This window comes from Magnetospirillum sp. (genome assembly GCA_027532905.1).
Lineage (GTDB): Bacteria > Pseudomonadota > Alphaproteobacteria > CACIAM-22H2 > CACIAM-22H2 > Tagaea.
Genome location: JAPZUA010000005.1, coordinates 248,652 through 264,217 on the forward strand (window position 1 = coordinate 248,652; position 15,566 = coordinate 264,217).

The window sequence follows — 15,566 nt, forward strand, 5'->3', positions numbered from 1 at the left end:
CGCCACTCTATCCCAAGGCCACCGAATGTCCGACGCATTCGGCAAGGTCGGCGCTGAATTGTGCGGCAAGCGTCTGGGGCCCGCGCGTCGAGCGCCAGGCGTCGGCGGCCGCATCGAAGGTGTAGTGCGAAGCGCCCGAGATCGGCGAGGACAGCCAGATCTGGCGCGTCGGCTGGTGCTTGTTGGCGATGAAAGTGCGCCCGTCTTCGAGTTCGACGGTCAGAATGCCGTGCGCCAGATCGATGTCCGGATCGTCGGCATCGAGGGCGGTTTCGAGATTTTGCGCGAGCCGCACCAAGGTCCGGTCGGCCACAAGGGCGAATTCGCTGTCGTCCATGCGCGTGTGCGGTCTCCCGAAAAAGCTCAATCCGACCCGCGAATTAGCATGGCTCCCGCAAAAGGTCGAGAGGGGCTTGGGCAGGGTGCGCGAGCCCCGTTTTGCGTTGCCTTGCAAGCGGGCGGACAAGCCTGTATAAGCGCCCGTCTTGAAACGGGGTGCCCTTTGGCGGCCCCGGTCCTGTTTGGGGAAATCCCGGAGCGTTCCATGAAGGCCAATGTCCATCCTGAGTACCATGAAATCAACGTCGTGATGACCGACGGCACGACGTTCAAAACGCGCTCGACGATGGGCAAGGCCGGCGACACGCTGCGTTTGGACATCGATCCCAAGACGCATCCGGCCTGGACCGGCCAGCAGCGCATGATGGACACGGGCGGCCAGGTCGCCAAGTTCAACAAGCGCTTTGCCGGCATGGGCATGAAGGCCGGCCCCACGGGTCCGTCGCCGACCGGCAAGGCCACGGCTGCTCCGGCAGCGCCGAAGGAAGCTGCGGCGCCGGCCGCCAAGGCTGCCGCCCCGGCCGCCAAGAAGGCGCCCGCCGCCAAGAAATAAACCGCTTCGCAAAATCTTTGCGACGGTCGAAACGGGTGCTGGCAACAGCACCCGTTTTTGTTTGGTGGCGTTCGAATGCCGCAACCGCTCAGGCGCGGTAGAAGCTCAGTAGCGGATCAAGCCGGAATTCGGCGCCCAAGAATTCGACCATCGCGCGCACCTTGTGCGGGACGAAGCGGCGCGACGGATAGACGGCGTTGATCGGCAAGCGCGCAGGCTCGTATTCCGCAAGCACGGTTTGCAGTTGGGCGCGTTCGGCTTCGTCCGCCAACAGCCACACGGGCACAACGCCGATACCGAGCCCCGCCAGGATCGCTTCGCGCACGGCTTCGGAATTGTTGGCGCGGAAGCGCCCGTCGACTTCGATCTCCCACGGGCCGCCGGGGCCGCCGAAATGCCAGCGCGCGCCTGTCGCCAGCCGCGTATAGACGATGCAATCGTGTTCGCCCAAATCGCGCGGCGTTTGCGGCGTGCCGCGCTGTGCCAGATAGTCGGGCGAAGCGAGCGCCACGCGCCGCGTTTCGCCAATACGCTGCGCGATCAGATCGGGCGATTTGACCTCGCCCACGCGGATCGACAGATCGACCCCTTCCTCGACCAGATCGACGAACTGGTCCGAGAGCACAAGATCGAGCTTGAGAGCGGGATGACGGCGCATGAAGCGCCCCAAGCGCGGCACCACATGCAGCCGCCCGAACGCGACCGGGCAGGCCAAGCGCAGAATACCGACGACGCCCGCATTGCTCTTGGCAACCGACGCCTCGGCCTCGGCCAGCGTTTCGAGCACGCGGCGCGCTTGGGCGTAAAAATCCACGCCTGCTTCGGTCGGGGTCAAAGCGCGCGTACTGCGCGCAAAAAGCCGTGTGCCGAGCCGCGCTTCGAGGGCGGCGATCTGGCGCGAGATCGTGGGCTGGCTCGTTCGCGCCTCGCGCGCCGGAATCGAAAAACTCTTGGTCTCAAAGACCCTGACGAAGCTTTTGAGCGGCTCGATGATGTCCATAACGCCCTCATTTATACATAAACCGTATCATACTTATAAAATCGAGCCATGTTCTCAATATAATTCGTATGGGTGATTGTCGGTGCACCGAAGCAGCCCGCTTCGCCCCACACACGAGGAGGAACCCATGACCGACTTCACGCTGCATACCGCCCAAACCGCCCTGCCCGAAGCCGCCGCCAAACTGGCGCAGATCGAACAGGCCTGGCAGTTCGTGCCGAACCTGCACCGCATCCTCGCCGAGAGCCCCGAAACGCTCGAAGGCTACGACGCACTTTTCGGGCTCGTCGGCAAATCGACGCTGACGCCGGCCGAGCAGCAGGTCGTGTTCCTCACGGTCAACTACGAAAACGAATGCGAGTACTGCATGGCCGGCCACTCGGTGCTGGCCAAGATGGCCAAGGTGCCGGCCGACGCGATTGCGGCCTTGCGCGAAAACGCGAAGCTCGCCGATGCGCGGCTCGAAGCGCTGCACACGTTCGCAAAAGCCGTCGTGCGCGAGCGCGGCCGGGTCGGCGACGCGGCCGTGGCCGCATTTCTCGGTGCGGGCTTCACCAAGCGCAACGTGCTCGAAGTGGTGCTCGTCGTCGCGACCAAGACGATCTCCAACTACGTGAACCACATCGCGCACACCCCCAACGACGCGTTTATGGCCGACACGGCCTGGACTGCCCCGTCGCGCCGTGCTGCGGCTTGATCGCGGAAATCCAAGGAGAATCGCCATGGAAAATCTCGCCACCCAACTCGACGCTTTCCGCACCGCCTGGATCGAACGCGTCGGCGGCACCATCGCCGGCACCATCGCCGCAGACATCGCGGCCCTCGACGGTACCGGCATCGTCGCGCGCGCGAAAAACGCAGGGGCGGCCTTCCCGCGCCTTGCGTTGCCCGACCAGCTCGGCCGCCCGGTCGATCTCGGCCTGCTGGCCGACGAACGCCCGCTCGTGATCGTGTTCTATCGCGGCGGCTGGTGCCCGTACTGCAATCTCGAGCTGCGCGCCTACCAGCAAAAGCTCGCCGCGATCCAAGCGGCCGGTGCACGCCTTGTGGCCGTCACGCCCGAAACGCCGGACAACGCGCTCAGCACCGTCGAAAAAAACGATCTCGATTTCGACGTGCTGTCGGACGTCAAGGGTACTCTTGCCGACGCACTCGGCATCCGCTTCCGACTGTCGCCCGAGATCGAAGCGCTCTACCGCAAATTCGGCCACGATCTGCCGACGCACAATGGCGACGGCGAATGGAGCCTGCCGATCCCGGCGACATATGTGGTCGAACGCGGCGGGCGCATCGCTTATGCGCATGTCGATCCCGACTATCGCCGTCGCGCGGAACCGGTCGAAGTGTTGGCGGCTTTGGCCAGCCTCGTCCAACCGGCGCAGTAGGGAGGATGCCATGGCCAAGACCATCGCCGCACCGATCCTCACATCGCACCTGCCCGCCCTATCGCCCTTGGCCAAGGGGGTCGCACTCGGTTTGAGTGCGGCCCTCATCTGGGGTGCCTACCTCGCTATGGCGCGGGCCGGCGTTTCGGCCGGTTTGGCCCCCGCCGATCTTGCGTTCCTGCGCTATGTACCGGCAGGCCTGATCCTGCTGCCGGTGTTCGTGCGCGCGGGTGTCGCCGACGCCGCGGGCATCGGCTGGGCGCGCGCATTCCTGCTTGCCTTGCTGGTCGGCCCGCCTTTCATTCTGATCGGCGTGGCGGGCTATCAATTTGCGCCGTTGGCGCACGGGGCAGCGTTGCAGCCGGCAGCGCTGACGCTGGGGGCCACGTTTCTTGCCATGGTCGTCGGCGGCGAGCGGCTCAAATTACGCCAAGCGTTGGGGCTTGTCGCGATGGTCGCCGGAATCGCGGCGGTCGCAGGGCCAGGTCTGTTTGCGGGCGATGCCGCAACCTTGCCGGGCGACGCGTTGTTCATTCTGGCGGGGCTCATGTGGGCAAGTTTCGGCGCACTTGCCAAACGCTGGGGCTTGGCGCCCTTGCAGGCAACCGCCGCCTTGTCGGTCATTTCGGCGGCGGTCTATGTGCCGATCTATCTGGCGCTGTACGGCATTGATCACCTGGCCGCCATTTCGCTCGACATGCTGGCAGCACAGATCGTCGTGCAGGGCGTTTTGTCGGGCGTGGTTGCCGTGGTTGCGTTCACGCACGTCGTGCGTCTGATCGGGCCCGCCAAAGCCGGGCTGTTTCCGGCCCTCGTTCCGGCCGTTGCCGTGCTGATCGGCATGCCGATCACGGGCGAGATCCCGGGGCTGTGGCAGGCGGCCGGGATCGTGCTCGCGACTGGCGGTCTGCTCTACAGCGTGTTGGCGAGAAAGTAGAAGTCTTCAGCTGTCGAGCTGGCGATCCAGGCGTGCCACGCGTTCGAACAGCAAGCGGCTCTGCGCCATCAAGGCGCCGAGCTTCTTGCTGTTTGCGGCGACGCGCGCATCGGTGTCGGCGAGGCACAAAGCATGGGCGCCAAGCCGGTAGGCGTCGGCTTGCGCCTCTTCGCGCGTGATCTCGCCCGCAGCCAAGGCCTTCTGCGCCAGCAGCCACGCCATGATCTGCGCCAAGCGTGTGGTCAAGCGCAGCGCCTCGCAATTGAGATGCAGCCGCTCGCCGGGCTCGATCTGGCTGAATTCGCCGGGCTGGACGTTGGCGACGTAGTCGCGGGCGGACAACAGCAGCCCCATCGTATCGTCGTAGGTCCGGCCGAAAAAAGGCACCGTGCGTTCAGCTTCGCGACTACCGTTTTCGACTGCGGACATGGACAACCCCTTTCCACGTCAAAATCTTCGGCGCGATCGCGAGAAAACGCAAATGCGTTTTTGAGAGGGCTTGAAGCCGCGATTGCCGTTCCTATCTTCTCCTGCGACCGGGGATGCCCATTTGGGGTCGCCCGGCCAGAACCACAGAAATCCCATCGCTCACAGGAGGATAGGGTCATGACACAGTTCGATTTCGCGCCCCTTTTGCGTTCCACCATCGGCTTCGACCGGCTGTCGCGTCTGATCGACGAACAGCTGCGCACCGCCGATCCCACCGGTTACCCGCCCTACAACATCGAAAAAACCGGCGACAACGACTATCGCATCGCGATGGCGGTGGCGGGCTTCGCCGACGACGAGCTCAGCCTCGTGCAGCAGGATACGCTGCTCGTGATCTCGGGCCAGAAGAAGCAGAGCGCCGACCAGGCGGCCGCCTACCTGCATCGCGGCATTGCACAGCGCGCGTTCGAGCGCCGCTTCCAGCTTGCGGACTTCATCCGCGTGGTGGGTGCGAAGCTCGAAAACGGCCTGCTCTTCGTGGATCTCGTGCGCGAAGTTCCCGAAGCGCTGAAGCCGCGCCGCATTCCGGTCGAGGCCGCACCCGCTGCGGCACGCACGATCGCGGCACAAGCCGCGTAGGTCCCCTCCCGGCTTCTTGCGCGGGCGCTTGCCGTCCGCGCAAGACTGGGCTTTAGTCGGGAGATGCTGTCGCTTTTCCACGTCGCGATCAAAACCGGCAACCTCGCCGCGACCAATCGTTTCTACAAAACGATCCTCGGCCTCGTCGAACACAAGCGCCCGGATTTCGGCTATCCAGGCGCATGGCTCGGCTCGGCTTTGCCGGGCGCGCCCGCGATCATTCACATCTATGCGGGCGGACCTGCCTTGGGCCCGAGCGGCCAAGCGCCCTCAGGCACGGCCGCCATCGACCATGTTTCGCTCGCCACGACCGGCTACCACGTCACGCGTGCCCGCATCGCCGCAGCCGGCCTCGATTGGCGCGAGTTTTTGGTGCCCGGCACCACGCTATGGCAGATCTTCGTCTACGATCCGTCGGGCGTGCAGCTCGAGCTCACGTTCGACGGGGCGTTCGAAGAAGGCCCGCCGCCCGACATGCGGCCCGGCCGCGCCTATGTGGCGGGGACGAGTTTCTTCGACGCGGCCGCCTACGAAAAATTCGCGGCCTGAAACAGACGCCGCTCAGACAGCCGCGAAATGCGCCTTGATGCGCTGGCGGACATGCGGATCGGCGCATGTGTATTTGGCGCCGACCAGCCCGTCGGCGAAACGCACAATTTCGAGATTCGCCTCGAAGCCGATCGAGATATAGGCGTTGCGCAGCAAGACCGTGCCGCGCAGCGTCTGCCCAGGCAAGAGCGTGCCCGCGAAGGGACCGAACATCAAGCCCGTCTCGCTCCAATTGCGCAGCGGCACGCGCTGGCCCATCAGCTGCACGCGGTCTTCCGGTCCCGCACTCATGCGCGGCGACAAACGCCGTCCGGCGACCTGGCCCAGATCGGCAAAGGCCATGGCCGCCACTTCGCGATAGCGCAACTTGCGCATCTCGAGCAGCGCCGAGGCGCCGACCGCCTCGGCGACTTCGCCCACCAGCGCGCGTTTTTCGTCGTGTGCAAGGCCGGGCATGAAAAACTCGTCCTTGAAGTCGCGGCTTTCGACGAGATTGCTGACCATCGCATCGAGATGGCGCCGCGCGTTCGTGTCGTCGATCTCGTTGTAGAGCCGCACGAGGGACAGCAATTTGCGCCCCGTGCCCATTTCGCGCGCGAGCAACGGATCGAGGCTTTCGGGCACCACAAGACGCGACATGCGCCGCGACAGGTTTTCGGCAAGCTGCGGTGCCGCCGCCAGCACGGGCAGTGCGGCGATTTTTTTGCGCAGATCGCGCGTGGTTTTGAGCTCCTCCATCGGATCGCGCTCGACCATCTTCGCGGGCCCTGCCAGTGCGGCGTCGAGCGTGTCGACGGCGGCGGCGGCAAGATGCGGCAGGGAATGCACGCCGTTGAGGCGCGCGATCTCGGCCACGAACGGGCTGCGATTGGCGCGGATCGCATCCGCGTCGCCCGCGATCGCAAGGCAGGCGCGGATCTGCACCGCCAGCGCGTCGACCGGACCCACCAGTGCCGTAGCCGCGATCTTGAGCCGCAGCATCTGCGCCAATGTCTGGTCGAGCAGGCCGACCGTGACGGGCGCGCGCGCGTCGTTGAGCAGCTTGAAACAGATCGCGGCGCGGGCCGCGAAGTCGCCCGGCGGAGCGGCCGCCAAAGCAAGGGCCAAAGCGATTCCGGCCTCGAGCGGCGCCTCAGCCGCCGCCGCTTCGAGGGCGGCTGCGTCGGTCGCCGCACCTCGGCCGCGGCGGACGGCGGCCTCGACCGCGCGCATCGCGGCATCGACCATGTCGAGCGTCTGGCGCATGCGCTCGGCCACCGGCTTCTGGCTTTGCTGGCCCTGCAGAATCGCCACGCGCTGCAGATACTCCTGGAACTTCGTCGCCGCGTTCAGAATTTTGCGATGCTCGCGCGGATCGAACATCAGTTCGGTCGCGGTCAGGCGCACCTGTTCGAGATAGGGTTGCGCCACGCGAAACAACAATTCGCGCGCGGAAAATTCGAAAACTTCTTCAGGGCGTTGGCACAGCATGGAACTGAAAGTTTAGCCGGTCGGCGCGCGGCCAACCACTGCTATCGACACAGAATTTCAAGGCACGCGCGCAGTTTTTCAGGAATCGGTACCGGGCGCTGCGTATCGCGGCGCACGAACACATGCACGAAATGCCCTTCGACCCGCGCATGGGTCTCGCCCGCCTTGAACAGGCCGAGTTCGTAGCGCACCGAGCTTGTCCCCAGATGCGCCACGCGCAAACCCGCCTCGATCGTGTCGGGAAACGCAAACGAGCCGTGAAAGCGGCACATCGTCTCGACCGCAAGCCCGACAATGTCGCCGTTGCGGAAATCGAGCCCGCCCCGATCGACGAGCCAGCGATTGATAACGGTATCGAAATACGCGTAATAGACCGCGTTGTTGACGTGGTCGTAGACGTCGTTGTCGCGCCAGCGTGTGGGTATGTTTTCGAAATGCGGGAAGGCCGTGCGCGCGGCAGGGGGCTTTCTTTCAGTGGCCATTTTTTCAGCAGATCCCGGCAAGTGCGTCGCGTATTTCGTCCGGCCGCTCGACCATCAGCATATGGCCCGTGGCCGGCAGCGTCGTGGCCGTCGCGTTTTTGACGGCGGCGACGAGGCTCTGTGCTGCCTTGGGCGGCGTCATGCGGTCCTGCGCCCCCAGCAGAAAAACTGTGGGGCATGCGACGGCGGCGGCGGCCGATGCTGCATCTTGATAGGCGTTGCACGCGGCAAGGTCGGCGGCGAGCACGCCGGGTTTGGCGCGCGCCAGCAATTGCGCGCCGCCGCCGGTCATCCAAGCGCCCGGCGCTTGCGCCCCACCCAATTGCGCAGACGTACCGAAACCCCAATCGACGATCATGGCAGCCGCCGCCGGATCGTTGGCAGCGGCGGCCGCCAAAAGTTTGGGATGCACGGGCATGGTCGCGGCGACCCCCAACAGCGCCAGCGCGGCCACGCGCGCAGGATGGTGGCCAGCCGCATGCAAGGCCACGAGGGCGCCCATCGAATGGCCGATGAGATTTGCTTTGTTGGCCCCCACCGCAGCGAGCAAAGCGACGGTGAAATCGGCCATCGCCGCGATCGTGGCGAGCGGTGCCCCGCCCGAGCGCCCGTGTCCCGGCAGATCGACCGCGAGCACGTTGCGGCCGTGATGGGCGAACCAGCGTGCCTGCAGCATCCACACCGTGTGGTCCATGCCGGCCCCGTGCAGAAACACGCAGGTGGGCTGTTCGGCCATGAAAGGCCGCCCGCCGGTGGCCGCGAAAATCTTGGTGCCCGCGACGTCGATCTCCATCGCTTACCCCTTTGATGCCGCCTTGAGGGCGGCGGCGAGATCGTCTTGCAAATCGGCCGCGTCTTCGAGCCCGATCGACAGCCGGATCATTTCTTCGCCGATCCCGGCGGCCTTCAGCGATGCCGCATCCATCTGCTGATGCGTGGTCGAGGCGGGATGGATCACAAGCGATTTGGCGTCGCCAACATTGGCAAGATGGCTGAAGAGGCCCAGCGCTTCGATGAAGCGCTTGCCCGCCGTTCGCCCGCCTTTGATGCCGAAAGTGACGATCGAGCCCGCCCCCTTGGGCAGCAGGCGTTGGGCAAGCGCATGGTCGGGATGGCTGGCAAGGTCGGGATGGTTGACCCAAGCGACCTGGTCGTGCGCTTCGAGGAAACTTGCGATCGCGCGCGCATTCGCCACATGGCGCGCCATGCGCAAGGGCAGCGTCTCGAGGCCCTGCAGCAGATGGAACGCATTGGTCGGCGAAAGGCACGCGCCGAAATCGCGCAAGCCTTCCGCGCGCGCGCGCATCGCAAAGGCTGCCGGCCCGAACTCCTCGGCGAAGTCGAGCCCGTGATAGCCCGCATAAGGCTCGGTCAATGTCGGAAACTTGCCCGACGCTTCCCAATCGAAGCGGCCGCCGTCCACGAGGGCGCCGCCGATGGCCACGCCATGGCCGCCGATCCATTTGGTTGCCGAATGCATGACGAGATCGGCCCCATGATCGAAGCCACGGAACAGGTAGGGCGTGCAGAAGGTACAGTCGAGCATCAAAGGCAGCTTGGCGGCGTGCGCCACTTCAGCCACCGCATCGACATCCATCACTTCGAGCCCCGGATTGCCGAGCACTTCGCCGAACAGCAGCCGCGTTTCGGGGCGGATGGCGGCGGCAAACGCTTTGGGGTCGCGCGGATCGACGAAACTCGTCGTGATGCCGAAGCGCGGCAGCGTGTGCGCAAACATGTTGTGCGAGCCGCCATAGATCGAAGCAGAAGCCACAATATGCCCGCCCTGCCCCATCAGCGTGACGATGGCGAGATGAAGGGCCGCCTGGCCCGAGGCGGTGGCGATCGCGGCCACGCCGCCTTCAAGAGCGGCGATGCGCTCCTCGAGTACGGCGACGGTCGGGTTCGAAATGCGGCTGTAGATGTGGCCGGCGCGCTCGAGATTGAACAGCGAAGCCGCATGGTCGACGTCTTTGAACACGTAGGAGGTGGTCTGGTAGATCGGAACGGCGCGCGCACCCGTCGTCGCATCGGGATGCTGGCCCGCATGCAGGGCGAGCGTGTCGAAGCGCGGAAATTTGTCGGCCATGGCGCTGCCCTTTCCTCAAAAAAGAACCGCCCGGCGGCACTTATGTGCGTCTTCCGGGCGGCTCTAAACCAGCATGCGCGTCCCTGTTCAACCCGCAGCGGAGGCGAACCCTACCCAGACACCGGCGGCGCCGTCAATTGCCGAGATGCGCGCCTTACAGCCCCAGAAACCGCGCGAGGCGTGCCTCTTCGGTCTGCAATGCAGATTTGAACGCGGCATCGCCGGGTGCCTTCCCGCTTGCGTAGCCCGTCTGCACCTGCAGTTGCCCGTCGCGCACGGCGACGTTCGCCCAGCCGATCGCGTGGCCGCGCCATAGCATCGGCAGCGCATAGTAGCCGCGTACGCGCTTTGGTGCTGGCGTATAGGCCTCGAAGCGATAGGCCCAGCCCCAGAATTTCTCGAAGCGGTCGCGATCCCACACCACGGGATCGAACGGTGCGAGCAAGCGCAGCTCGTCGTCCAGCATCGCATCGTCGGCAAAACGGCGGCTGCCGGGATTTTCGCCAACCGGCCAATACCAGCGCACGCCATCGACCGTCGCCTGTGCGAGCCGCGCCTTGGCGCGCGCAAGGGCCACGCGATACAGCCCCTGCCATTGCGGCACGGCGGACCTGCCCAGCCACGCGACGAAGCGTGCAAGCGTGGATGCGGGCAGCGGCGCATATTTGCCGACGACGACGTCGACCAGCGCGTCGAACGCCGCGTCCGGATCACGCGGCGCATCGCATGCCGCGCGCTGGAGTGGCGCGTAGAGCCGCACGCCGCTTTCGCGCCGCGCCACACGCAACAGGCCGCGATAATGCAGGCCGTCGAGCAGCTGCGTGCTGGCCCGGCTGTTGCCGCCGAACCAATTTTTTGTCGTGCCGTGGTCGAAAGCGGCATCGACCGCACGCGGATGCACCACACCGTTGTCGCGTACGAATTCCAGCACCGCTTCAGCCTGCGCCCAACGCGCCTTGGGCCAGCTTGCGCGTGCGGCCCGCGGATGCATCAGCGCGTGCGTGGCACGCGGCACAATGCCGTAATTGACGAAAAAATCTTCCTCGACCGCCAGCCGCGGATAGCGCTTCTCAAGATCGCCCGCGCGATAGTCTTTGACGCGCTGGCGCAGCGTCAGATCCTGTGCCCGTGCCGGTGCGCGGATCGGATCCATCTGCACGAAGCCGAGCTTGGCGATCGCGCGCGCAAGGCGCGTCGGCTTGAAGAGGCTGCGCGCAACGGCGTAGCGCCGCAAATGGTCGAGCGTGAGAATCGCAGGCATCTGCCGACGGTAGCACCGACGCCGCTTCGTTCGAGATCGCGGCTGCCCCGCTAAAACGATATTCCTTGCCGCAAGGGCATCGTTCCCAAAATCGGCGCTTGGCAAAGGGCGTTGCGGTTGGCATTGTGCCGCACCATTTTCGAGACAGGCGGCCCGGCCCTACCGGCTTTGGGCGGGCTTGGCCGGGAGACGCGCATGAAGGTTGGCATCCCCAAAGAACGCCGCGCATTCGAAGCGCGCGTGGCAGCGACACCGGACTCGATCAAGCGCATGAAGCCGCTTGGCTTGAGCTTTGCGGTCGAAGCGGGGGCCGGCCTCTCGGCGGCGATCCCGGACCAAGCCTTTGTCGATGCCGGTGCGGAGATCGTGGCCGACACGGCGAGCCTGCTCGCCCAGTCGGACATTCTCTTAAAAGTCGGCCGCCCGCTGACGGCCGCCGAAAACGGCGGTACGGCCGAACTCGCCGGCTTGAAGCAAGGTGCGGTCGTCGTCTCGCAGCTCGATCCCTACCGCAATAAAGAGCAGGTCGCGTCGCTCGCGGCGCAAGGCCTCACGGCGTTTGCCATGGAACTCGTGCCGCGCATCACGCGCGCGCAGTCGATGGACGTGCTGTCAAGCCAAGCGAACCTCGCAGGCTACAAGGCCGTGATCGACGCGGCCGAACAGTTCGGCCGCGCCTTCCCGATGATGATGACGGCGGCCGGCACGGTCGCCCCTGCCAAGGTGCTCGTGATGGGTGCGGGCGTTGCGGGCCTGCAAGCGATCGCGACCGCGCGGCGCTTGGGCGCTGTGGTCTCGGCGACCGACGTGCGGCTTGTGGCCAAGGAACAGGTCGAAAGCTTGGGTGCGACGTTCGTGTTCGTGGACGACGAAGAAGCCCGCCAGGCCGAAACCTCGGGCGGCTACGCCAAGGAAATGTCGGACGCCTACAAAGCGAAGCAAGCCGCCTTGATCGCCGAAACGATCAAGAAGATGGACATCGTGATCTGCACGGCTCTCATCCCGGGCCGTCCCGCCCCGCGCCTCGTCAGCGACGCGATGGTGGCTTCGATGAAGCCCGGTTCGGTCGTGATCGATTTGGCGGTCGAAAACGGCGGCAATTGCGAAGGCAGTGCCATCGGCCAGATCGTGGTGGCGCATGGCGTGAAGATCGTTGGCTATGCCAACGTGCCCTCGCGCGTGGCGGTCGATGCCTCCGCCCTCTATGCGCGCAACTTGGCCGAGTTCCTGAAGCTGATCGTCGCCAAAGACGGCACGCTCAGCATCGACCCTGCCGACGAAATCATCAAAGGATCGCTGCTGACCCGCGAGGGCCAGATCGTGCATCCGAATTTCGCGTCTTAACGGAGAGCCAAAACCATGGCCGATTCTGCCCTTCTCGACCGGGCTGCACAGCTTGCGACCGACGCGGCTTCGCTTGCCGCCAAAGCGCGCGAGCTTGCCGCCCAAGCCGCCATGTCGCCCGAAGTGGGTGCGAGTGCCGGCCCCGATGCGCTGACCATGGGCCTGACCGTGCTCGTGCTCGCGACCTTCGTCGGCTACTACGTGGTGTGGCGCGTGACGCCCGCCCTACATTCGCCGCTGATGGCCGTCACCAACGCGATCAGCTCGGTCATCATCGTGGGCGCTCTGCTCGCGGCCGGGGCTTCGGCCGTCGGCTTCAGCCAGGCGATGGGGTTCCTTGCCGTGGTGCTGGCTTCGGTCAACATCTTCGGCGGCTTCGTCGTGAGCCAGCGCATGCTGTCCAAGTTCAAAAAGAAGCAGAAATAGGCAAAGGGGATATCAGCCATGGGTGCCAATGCCGCTTCGCTTCTGTATCTGTTCGCGTCGATCTGCTTCATCATGAGCTTGCGCGGCCTGTCGAGCCCGGAAACGGCGCGCGGCGGGAATATGTGGGGTGTCGTCGGCATGGCCGTCGCGATCCTCACCACGCTCGCTTTGCCGCAGACGAGTTCGTTCGGCCTCATCCTGGCCGGCATCGTCATCGGCGGTGCGATCGGCACGTTCGTGGCGCTGCGCATCGAGATGACGGCCTTGCCGCAGCTCGTGGCAGCCTTCCACAGCCTCGTGGGCCTCGCTGCCGTGTTCGTGGCGGCCGCAACCCTCTATTCGCCGCAGAGCTTCGGCATCGGCATTCCGGGTGCGATCAAGGCCGCGAGCCTCGTCGAGCTTGCGATCGGCACGGCCATCGGTGCGATCACCTTCACGGGCTCGCTCGTGGCGTTTGCCAAGCTCCAGGGGCTCGTCTCGGGTGCGCCCCTGCAGTTCCCGATGCAGCATCCGTTCAACGCACTTCTCGGCGTATTGATCGTCGCCAACATCGTGTGGCTGTCGATGACGGGCAGCCCCGCCGCCTTCTGGTGCTTGGTCATCCTGTCGCTGGCGTTGGGCTTCTTGCTGATCCTGCCGATCGGCGGCGCTGACATGCCGGTCGTCGTGTCGATGCTGAACAGCTATTCGGGCTGGGCTGCGTGCGGCATCGGCTTCACGCTGCAGAACTCGCTGCTGATCGTGACGGGTGCGCTCGTCGGCTCGTCGGGTGCGATTCTGTCCTACGTCATGTGCAAGGGCATGAACCGCTCGATCTTCAACGTGATCCTGGGCGGCTTCGGCACCGATGCGGCCGCCGGGGCCGCTGCGGGCGGTGTCAAAGAACAGCGCCCGGTCAAGCAGGGCTCGGCCGACGACGCGCTGTTCATCATGAAAAACGCGTCCTCGGTCATCATCGTGCCGGGCTACGGCATGGCGGTGGCGCAAGCCCAGCATGCGCTGCGCGAAATGGCCGACATGCTGAAGAAAGAAGGCGTGTCGGTGCGCTACGCGATCCATCCGGTGGCCGGCCGCATGCCGGGCCACATGAACGTGCTGCTCGCCGAAGCCAACGTGCCCTACGACGAAGTGTTCGAGCTCGACGACATCAACCGCGACTTCGCGCAGGCCGACGTCGCCTTCGTGATCGGCGCCAACGACGTGACGAACCCGGCCGCCAAGACCGACCCCAAGAGCCCGATCTACGGCATGCCGATCCTCGACGTCGAGAAGGCCAAGACCGTGCTGTTCATCAAGCGCTCGATGGCCTCGGGCTATGCGGGCGTCGAAAACGAGCTCTTCTTCCGCGACAACACGATGATGCTGTTCGGGGACGCCAAGAAGGTTGTCGAAGACATCGTGAAGGCGATGAGCGGCGGGCACTGAGCCTTCCCCGCTTCGCTTCGGACCAGACAAGCCCCCGGCCGCATCGCACGCGATATGGCCGGGGGCTTTTTCATACGCGCGCGAGCGCCCCGCTGCGGCTTCGTTTGACCGCAGCGCGGCAGCAGTGATATCGTTTGCGATATCACTGGAGATATCCCCATGCCCGACATCCTCGTACGCGGCGTATCCGAAAAGACGGCAAAAGCGCTGAAGCTTCAGGCCAAGGACCAAGGCGTGTCGGTCGCAGATCTTGCGCGCAAAGCGCTCGACGAGGCGGCGATGCGCGCCGAGCGGCACGCGGCATTGGATCGCATAGAAGCCCTCTCCCGTGAAATGAAGGACAAGTGGAAGGGGCCATCGTCGCTTGAGATGATTCGCGCGGACCGCGATCGGCGATGAGTTGCGTCCTCGATGCCAGCATTTTCAGCATCGTGCTTTTCCACGAGACCGAGGCCGAAGCGGCCTTGCGACTCCTCCGCACGCCGGGTTTGGCCGCACCACCGCAGTTGCGCACCGAGCTTGCCAATCTCATCCGCCGCGCGGCAAAGCTGAACGGTTGGACCGTTGCTCATGCGCAATTCGTGCACGAAGATTTTTGCAAAGCTGTCGGTTTCGAGCCCGACAGTGCCGAGTTGGGGCGTGCGAGTCTGGCCCTTGCCCTTGAGCTCGACCATGCGGCACAGGATTGCGTTTATCTCGCCGTAGCGCGCGCACTGCGGGTTAAGCTGGTCACAGCCGATGCCGTATTTGCGCGCAAAGCGCGCACCAAGGGCTACATCGTCGAAACGCTCTGAATGCCAAAAAGCCGCCGGGGCAGGCCCAGGCGGCTTTGGCGGAAACCCGCGAAATCGAACGGAAGCTTAGAAGCCTTCGCGCTCCAGGCGCTTGCGCTGCAGCTTGCGCAGGCGACGCACGCCTTCGGCCTTTTCGCGCGCGCGCTTTTCCGAGGGCTTCTCGAAATGGCGGCGCAGCTTCATTTCCCGAAAAATGCCTTCGCGCTGCATCTTCTTCTTGAGCGCGCGCAGGGCCTGGTCGACATTGTTGTCGCGAACGATGACTTGCACGGGGGCCGTGCTCCTTTCCATAACCGTTTCAAGAGGTTAAGGGAGCATCCCGACCGCCTCAAGGCAACCGCGCGACCCTCCATCAACCGAATGAGCCGGGGCTTATAACATAGGGTTCGCGGGCTTGCAAAGCCTCGATTGGCCCCTTTTCGGCTGCCACCCACCGTGCCATAT

At 65.0% G+C, this 15,566-nt stretch carries 19 protein-coding genes and 1 pseudogene; 11 read left to right on the top strand and 9 right to left on the bottom strand.

What is annotated here, in order from left to right; translation table 11 throughout:
* Positions 1-7: 7 nt before the first annotated feature.
* Positions 8-337, bottom strand: a complete 330-nt coding sequence (gene cyaY, locus O9320_17720) for an iron donor protein CyaY (GenBank protein MCZ8312687.1) — start codon at positions 335-337, stop codon at positions 8-10.
* A 207-nt stretch (positions 338-544) separates the two neighbouring features.
* On the opposite strand from cyaY, the pseudogene rpmE reads away from it, so the two are divergent.
* A pseudogene (gene rpmE, locus O9320_17725) lies at positions 545-757 on the top strand (50S ribosomal protein L31).
* Positions 758-980: 223 nt separating this feature from the next.
* Here rpmE and O9320_17730 read toward each other — a convergent pair.
* Positions 981-1,892, bottom strand: coding sequence for a LysR family transcriptional regulator (locus O9320_17730; protein ID MCZ8312688.1), 912 nt, complete (start codon positions 1,890-1,892; stop codon positions 981-983).
* Between the two features lie 127 nt (positions 1,893-2,019).
* Here O9320_17730 and O9320_17735 point away from each other — a divergent pair, with 127 nt between their 5' ends.
* Genes O9320_17735 through O9320_17745 form a run of 3 tightly spaced genes read left to right on the top strand, consistent with a single transcriptional unit; the run spans position 2,020 to position 4,214 of the window.
* Entirely contained in the window at positions 2,020-2,589 is a 570-nt protein-coding gene (locus O9320_17735) for a carboxymuconolactone decarboxylase family protein (protein MCZ8312689.1), read from the top strand.
* Between the two features lie 25 nt (positions 2,590-2,614).
* Positions 2,615-3,277, top strand: coding sequence for a peroxiredoxin-like family protein (locus tag O9320_17740; protein ID MCZ8312690.1), 663 nt, complete (start codon positions 2,615-2,617; stop codon positions 3,275-3,277).
* Positions 3,278-3,287: 10 nt separating this feature from the next.
* Positions 3,288-4,214: a DMT family transporter gene (locus tag O9320_17745; GenBank protein MCZ8312691.1), complete on the top strand. Its 927-nt coding sequence runs from the start codon at positions 3,288-3,290 to the stop codon at positions 4,212-4,214.
* A 6-nt stretch (positions 4,215-4,220) separates the two neighbouring features.
* Here O9320_17745 and O9320_17750 read toward each other — a convergent pair whose 3' ends face one another.
* Entirely contained in the window at positions 4,221-4,643 is a 423-nt protein-coding gene (locus O9320_17750; GenBank protein ID MCZ8312692.1) for a DUF1465 family protein, read from the bottom strand.
* A 177-nt stretch (positions 4,644-4,820) separates the two neighbouring features.
* On the opposite strand from O9320_17750, the gene O9320_17755 reads away from it, so the two are divergent.
* Positions 4,821-5,282 (top strand): Hsp20 family protein, encoded by a 462-nt coding sequence (locus O9320_17755; protein MCZ8312693.1) that lies wholly within the window; start codon positions 4,821-4,823, stop codon positions 5,280-5,282.
* Between the two features lie 63 nt (positions 5,283-5,345).
* The gene (locus O9320_17760; protein MCZ8312694.1) at positions 5,346-5,831 is read left to right on the top strand and encodes a hypothetical protein; all 486 of its coding nucleotides are present in this window, start codon (positions 5,346-5,348) and stop codon (positions 5,829-5,831) included.
* Positions 5,832-5,843: 12 nt separating this feature from the next.
* On the opposite strand, the gene O9320_17765 is transcribed toward O9320_17760, so the two are convergent.
* The 5 genes from O9320_17765 to O9320_17785 all read right to left on the bottom strand — a co-directional run bounded on the left by O9320_17765 (position 5,844) and on the right by O9320_17785 (position 11,133).
* Positions 5,844-7,241 (bottom strand): hypothetical protein, encoded by a 1,398-nt coding sequence (locus tag O9320_17765; GenBank protein ID MCZ8312695.1) that lies wholly within the window; start codon positions 7,239-7,241, stop codon positions 5,844-5,846.
* Positions 7,242-7,342: 101 nt separating this feature from the next.
* Complete coding sequence (locus O9320_17770; protein ID MCZ8312696.1) at positions 7,343-7,783, bottom strand: thioesterase family protein; 441 nt, start codon at positions 7,781-7,783, stop codon at positions 7,343-7,345.
* Between the two features lie 4 nt (positions 7,784-7,787).
* Positions 7,788-8,576, bottom strand: coding sequence for an alpha/beta hydrolase (locus O9320_17775; protein MCZ8312697.1), 789 nt, complete (start codon positions 8,574-8,576; stop codon positions 7,788-7,790).
* Positions 8,577-8,579: 3 nt separating this feature from the next.
* Entirely contained in the window at positions 8,580-9,872 is a 1,293-nt protein-coding gene (locus O9320_17780) for an O-acetylhomoserine aminocarboxypropyltransferase (protein MCZ8312698.1), read from the bottom strand.
* A gap of 154 nt (positions 9,873-10,026) precedes the next feature.
* Positions 10,027-11,133 (bottom strand): winged helix DNA-binding domain-containing protein, encoded by a 1,107-nt coding sequence (locus tag O9320_17785; protein MCZ8312699.1) that lies wholly within the window; start codon positions 11,131-11,133, stop codon positions 10,027-10,029.
* 195 nt (positions 11,134-11,328) lie between these two features.
* On the opposite strand from O9320_17785, the gene O9320_17790 reads away from it, so the two are divergent.
* From O9320_17790 to O9320_17810, 5 genes are all read left to right on the top strand, one after another.
* Positions 11,329-12,477: a Re/Si-specific NAD(P)(+) transhydrogenase subunit alpha gene (locus O9320_17790; protein ID MCZ8312700.1), complete on the top strand. Its 1,149-nt coding sequence runs from the start codon at positions 11,329-11,331 to the stop codon at positions 12,475-12,477.
* Between the two features lie 15 nt (positions 12,478-12,492).
* On the top strand, positions 12,493-12,903 hold the full coding sequence (locus O9320_17795; protein MCZ8312701.1) for an NAD(P) transhydrogenase subunit alpha: 411 nt from the start codon (positions 12,493-12,495) through the stop codon (positions 12,901-12,903).
* A gap of 18 nt (positions 12,904-12,921) precedes the next feature.
* On the top strand, positions 12,922-14,328 hold the full coding sequence (locus O9320_17800) for an NAD(P)(+) transhydrogenase (Re/Si-specific) subunit beta (GenBank protein ID MCZ8312702.1): 1,407 nt from the start codon (positions 12,922-12,924) through the stop codon (positions 14,326-14,328).
* 159 nt (positions 14,329-14,487) lie between these two features.
* The gene (locus tag O9320_17805) at positions 14,488-14,727 is read left to right on the top strand and encodes a hypothetical protein (GenBank protein ID MCZ8312703.1); all 240 of its coding nucleotides are present in this window, start codon (positions 14,488-14,490) and stop codon (positions 14,725-14,727) included.
* A complete protein-coding gene (locus tag O9320_17810) occupies positions 14,724-15,122 on the top strand; it encodes a type II toxin-antitoxin system VapC family toxin (protein ID MCZ8312704.1) in 399 nt (132 codons plus the stop codon). The genes O9320_17805 and O9320_17810 overlap by 4 nt, the downstream gene beginning before the upstream one ends.
* A gap of 66 nt (positions 15,123-15,188) precedes the next feature.
* Here O9320_17810 and rpsU read toward each other — a convergent pair whose 3' ends face one another.
* On the bottom strand, positions 15,189-15,392 hold the full coding sequence (gene rpsU / locus O9320_17815) for a 30S ribosomal protein S21 (protein MCZ8312705.1): 204 nt from the start codon (positions 15,390-15,392) through the stop codon (positions 15,189-15,191).
* Positions 15,393-15,566 lie beyond the last annotated feature (174 nt).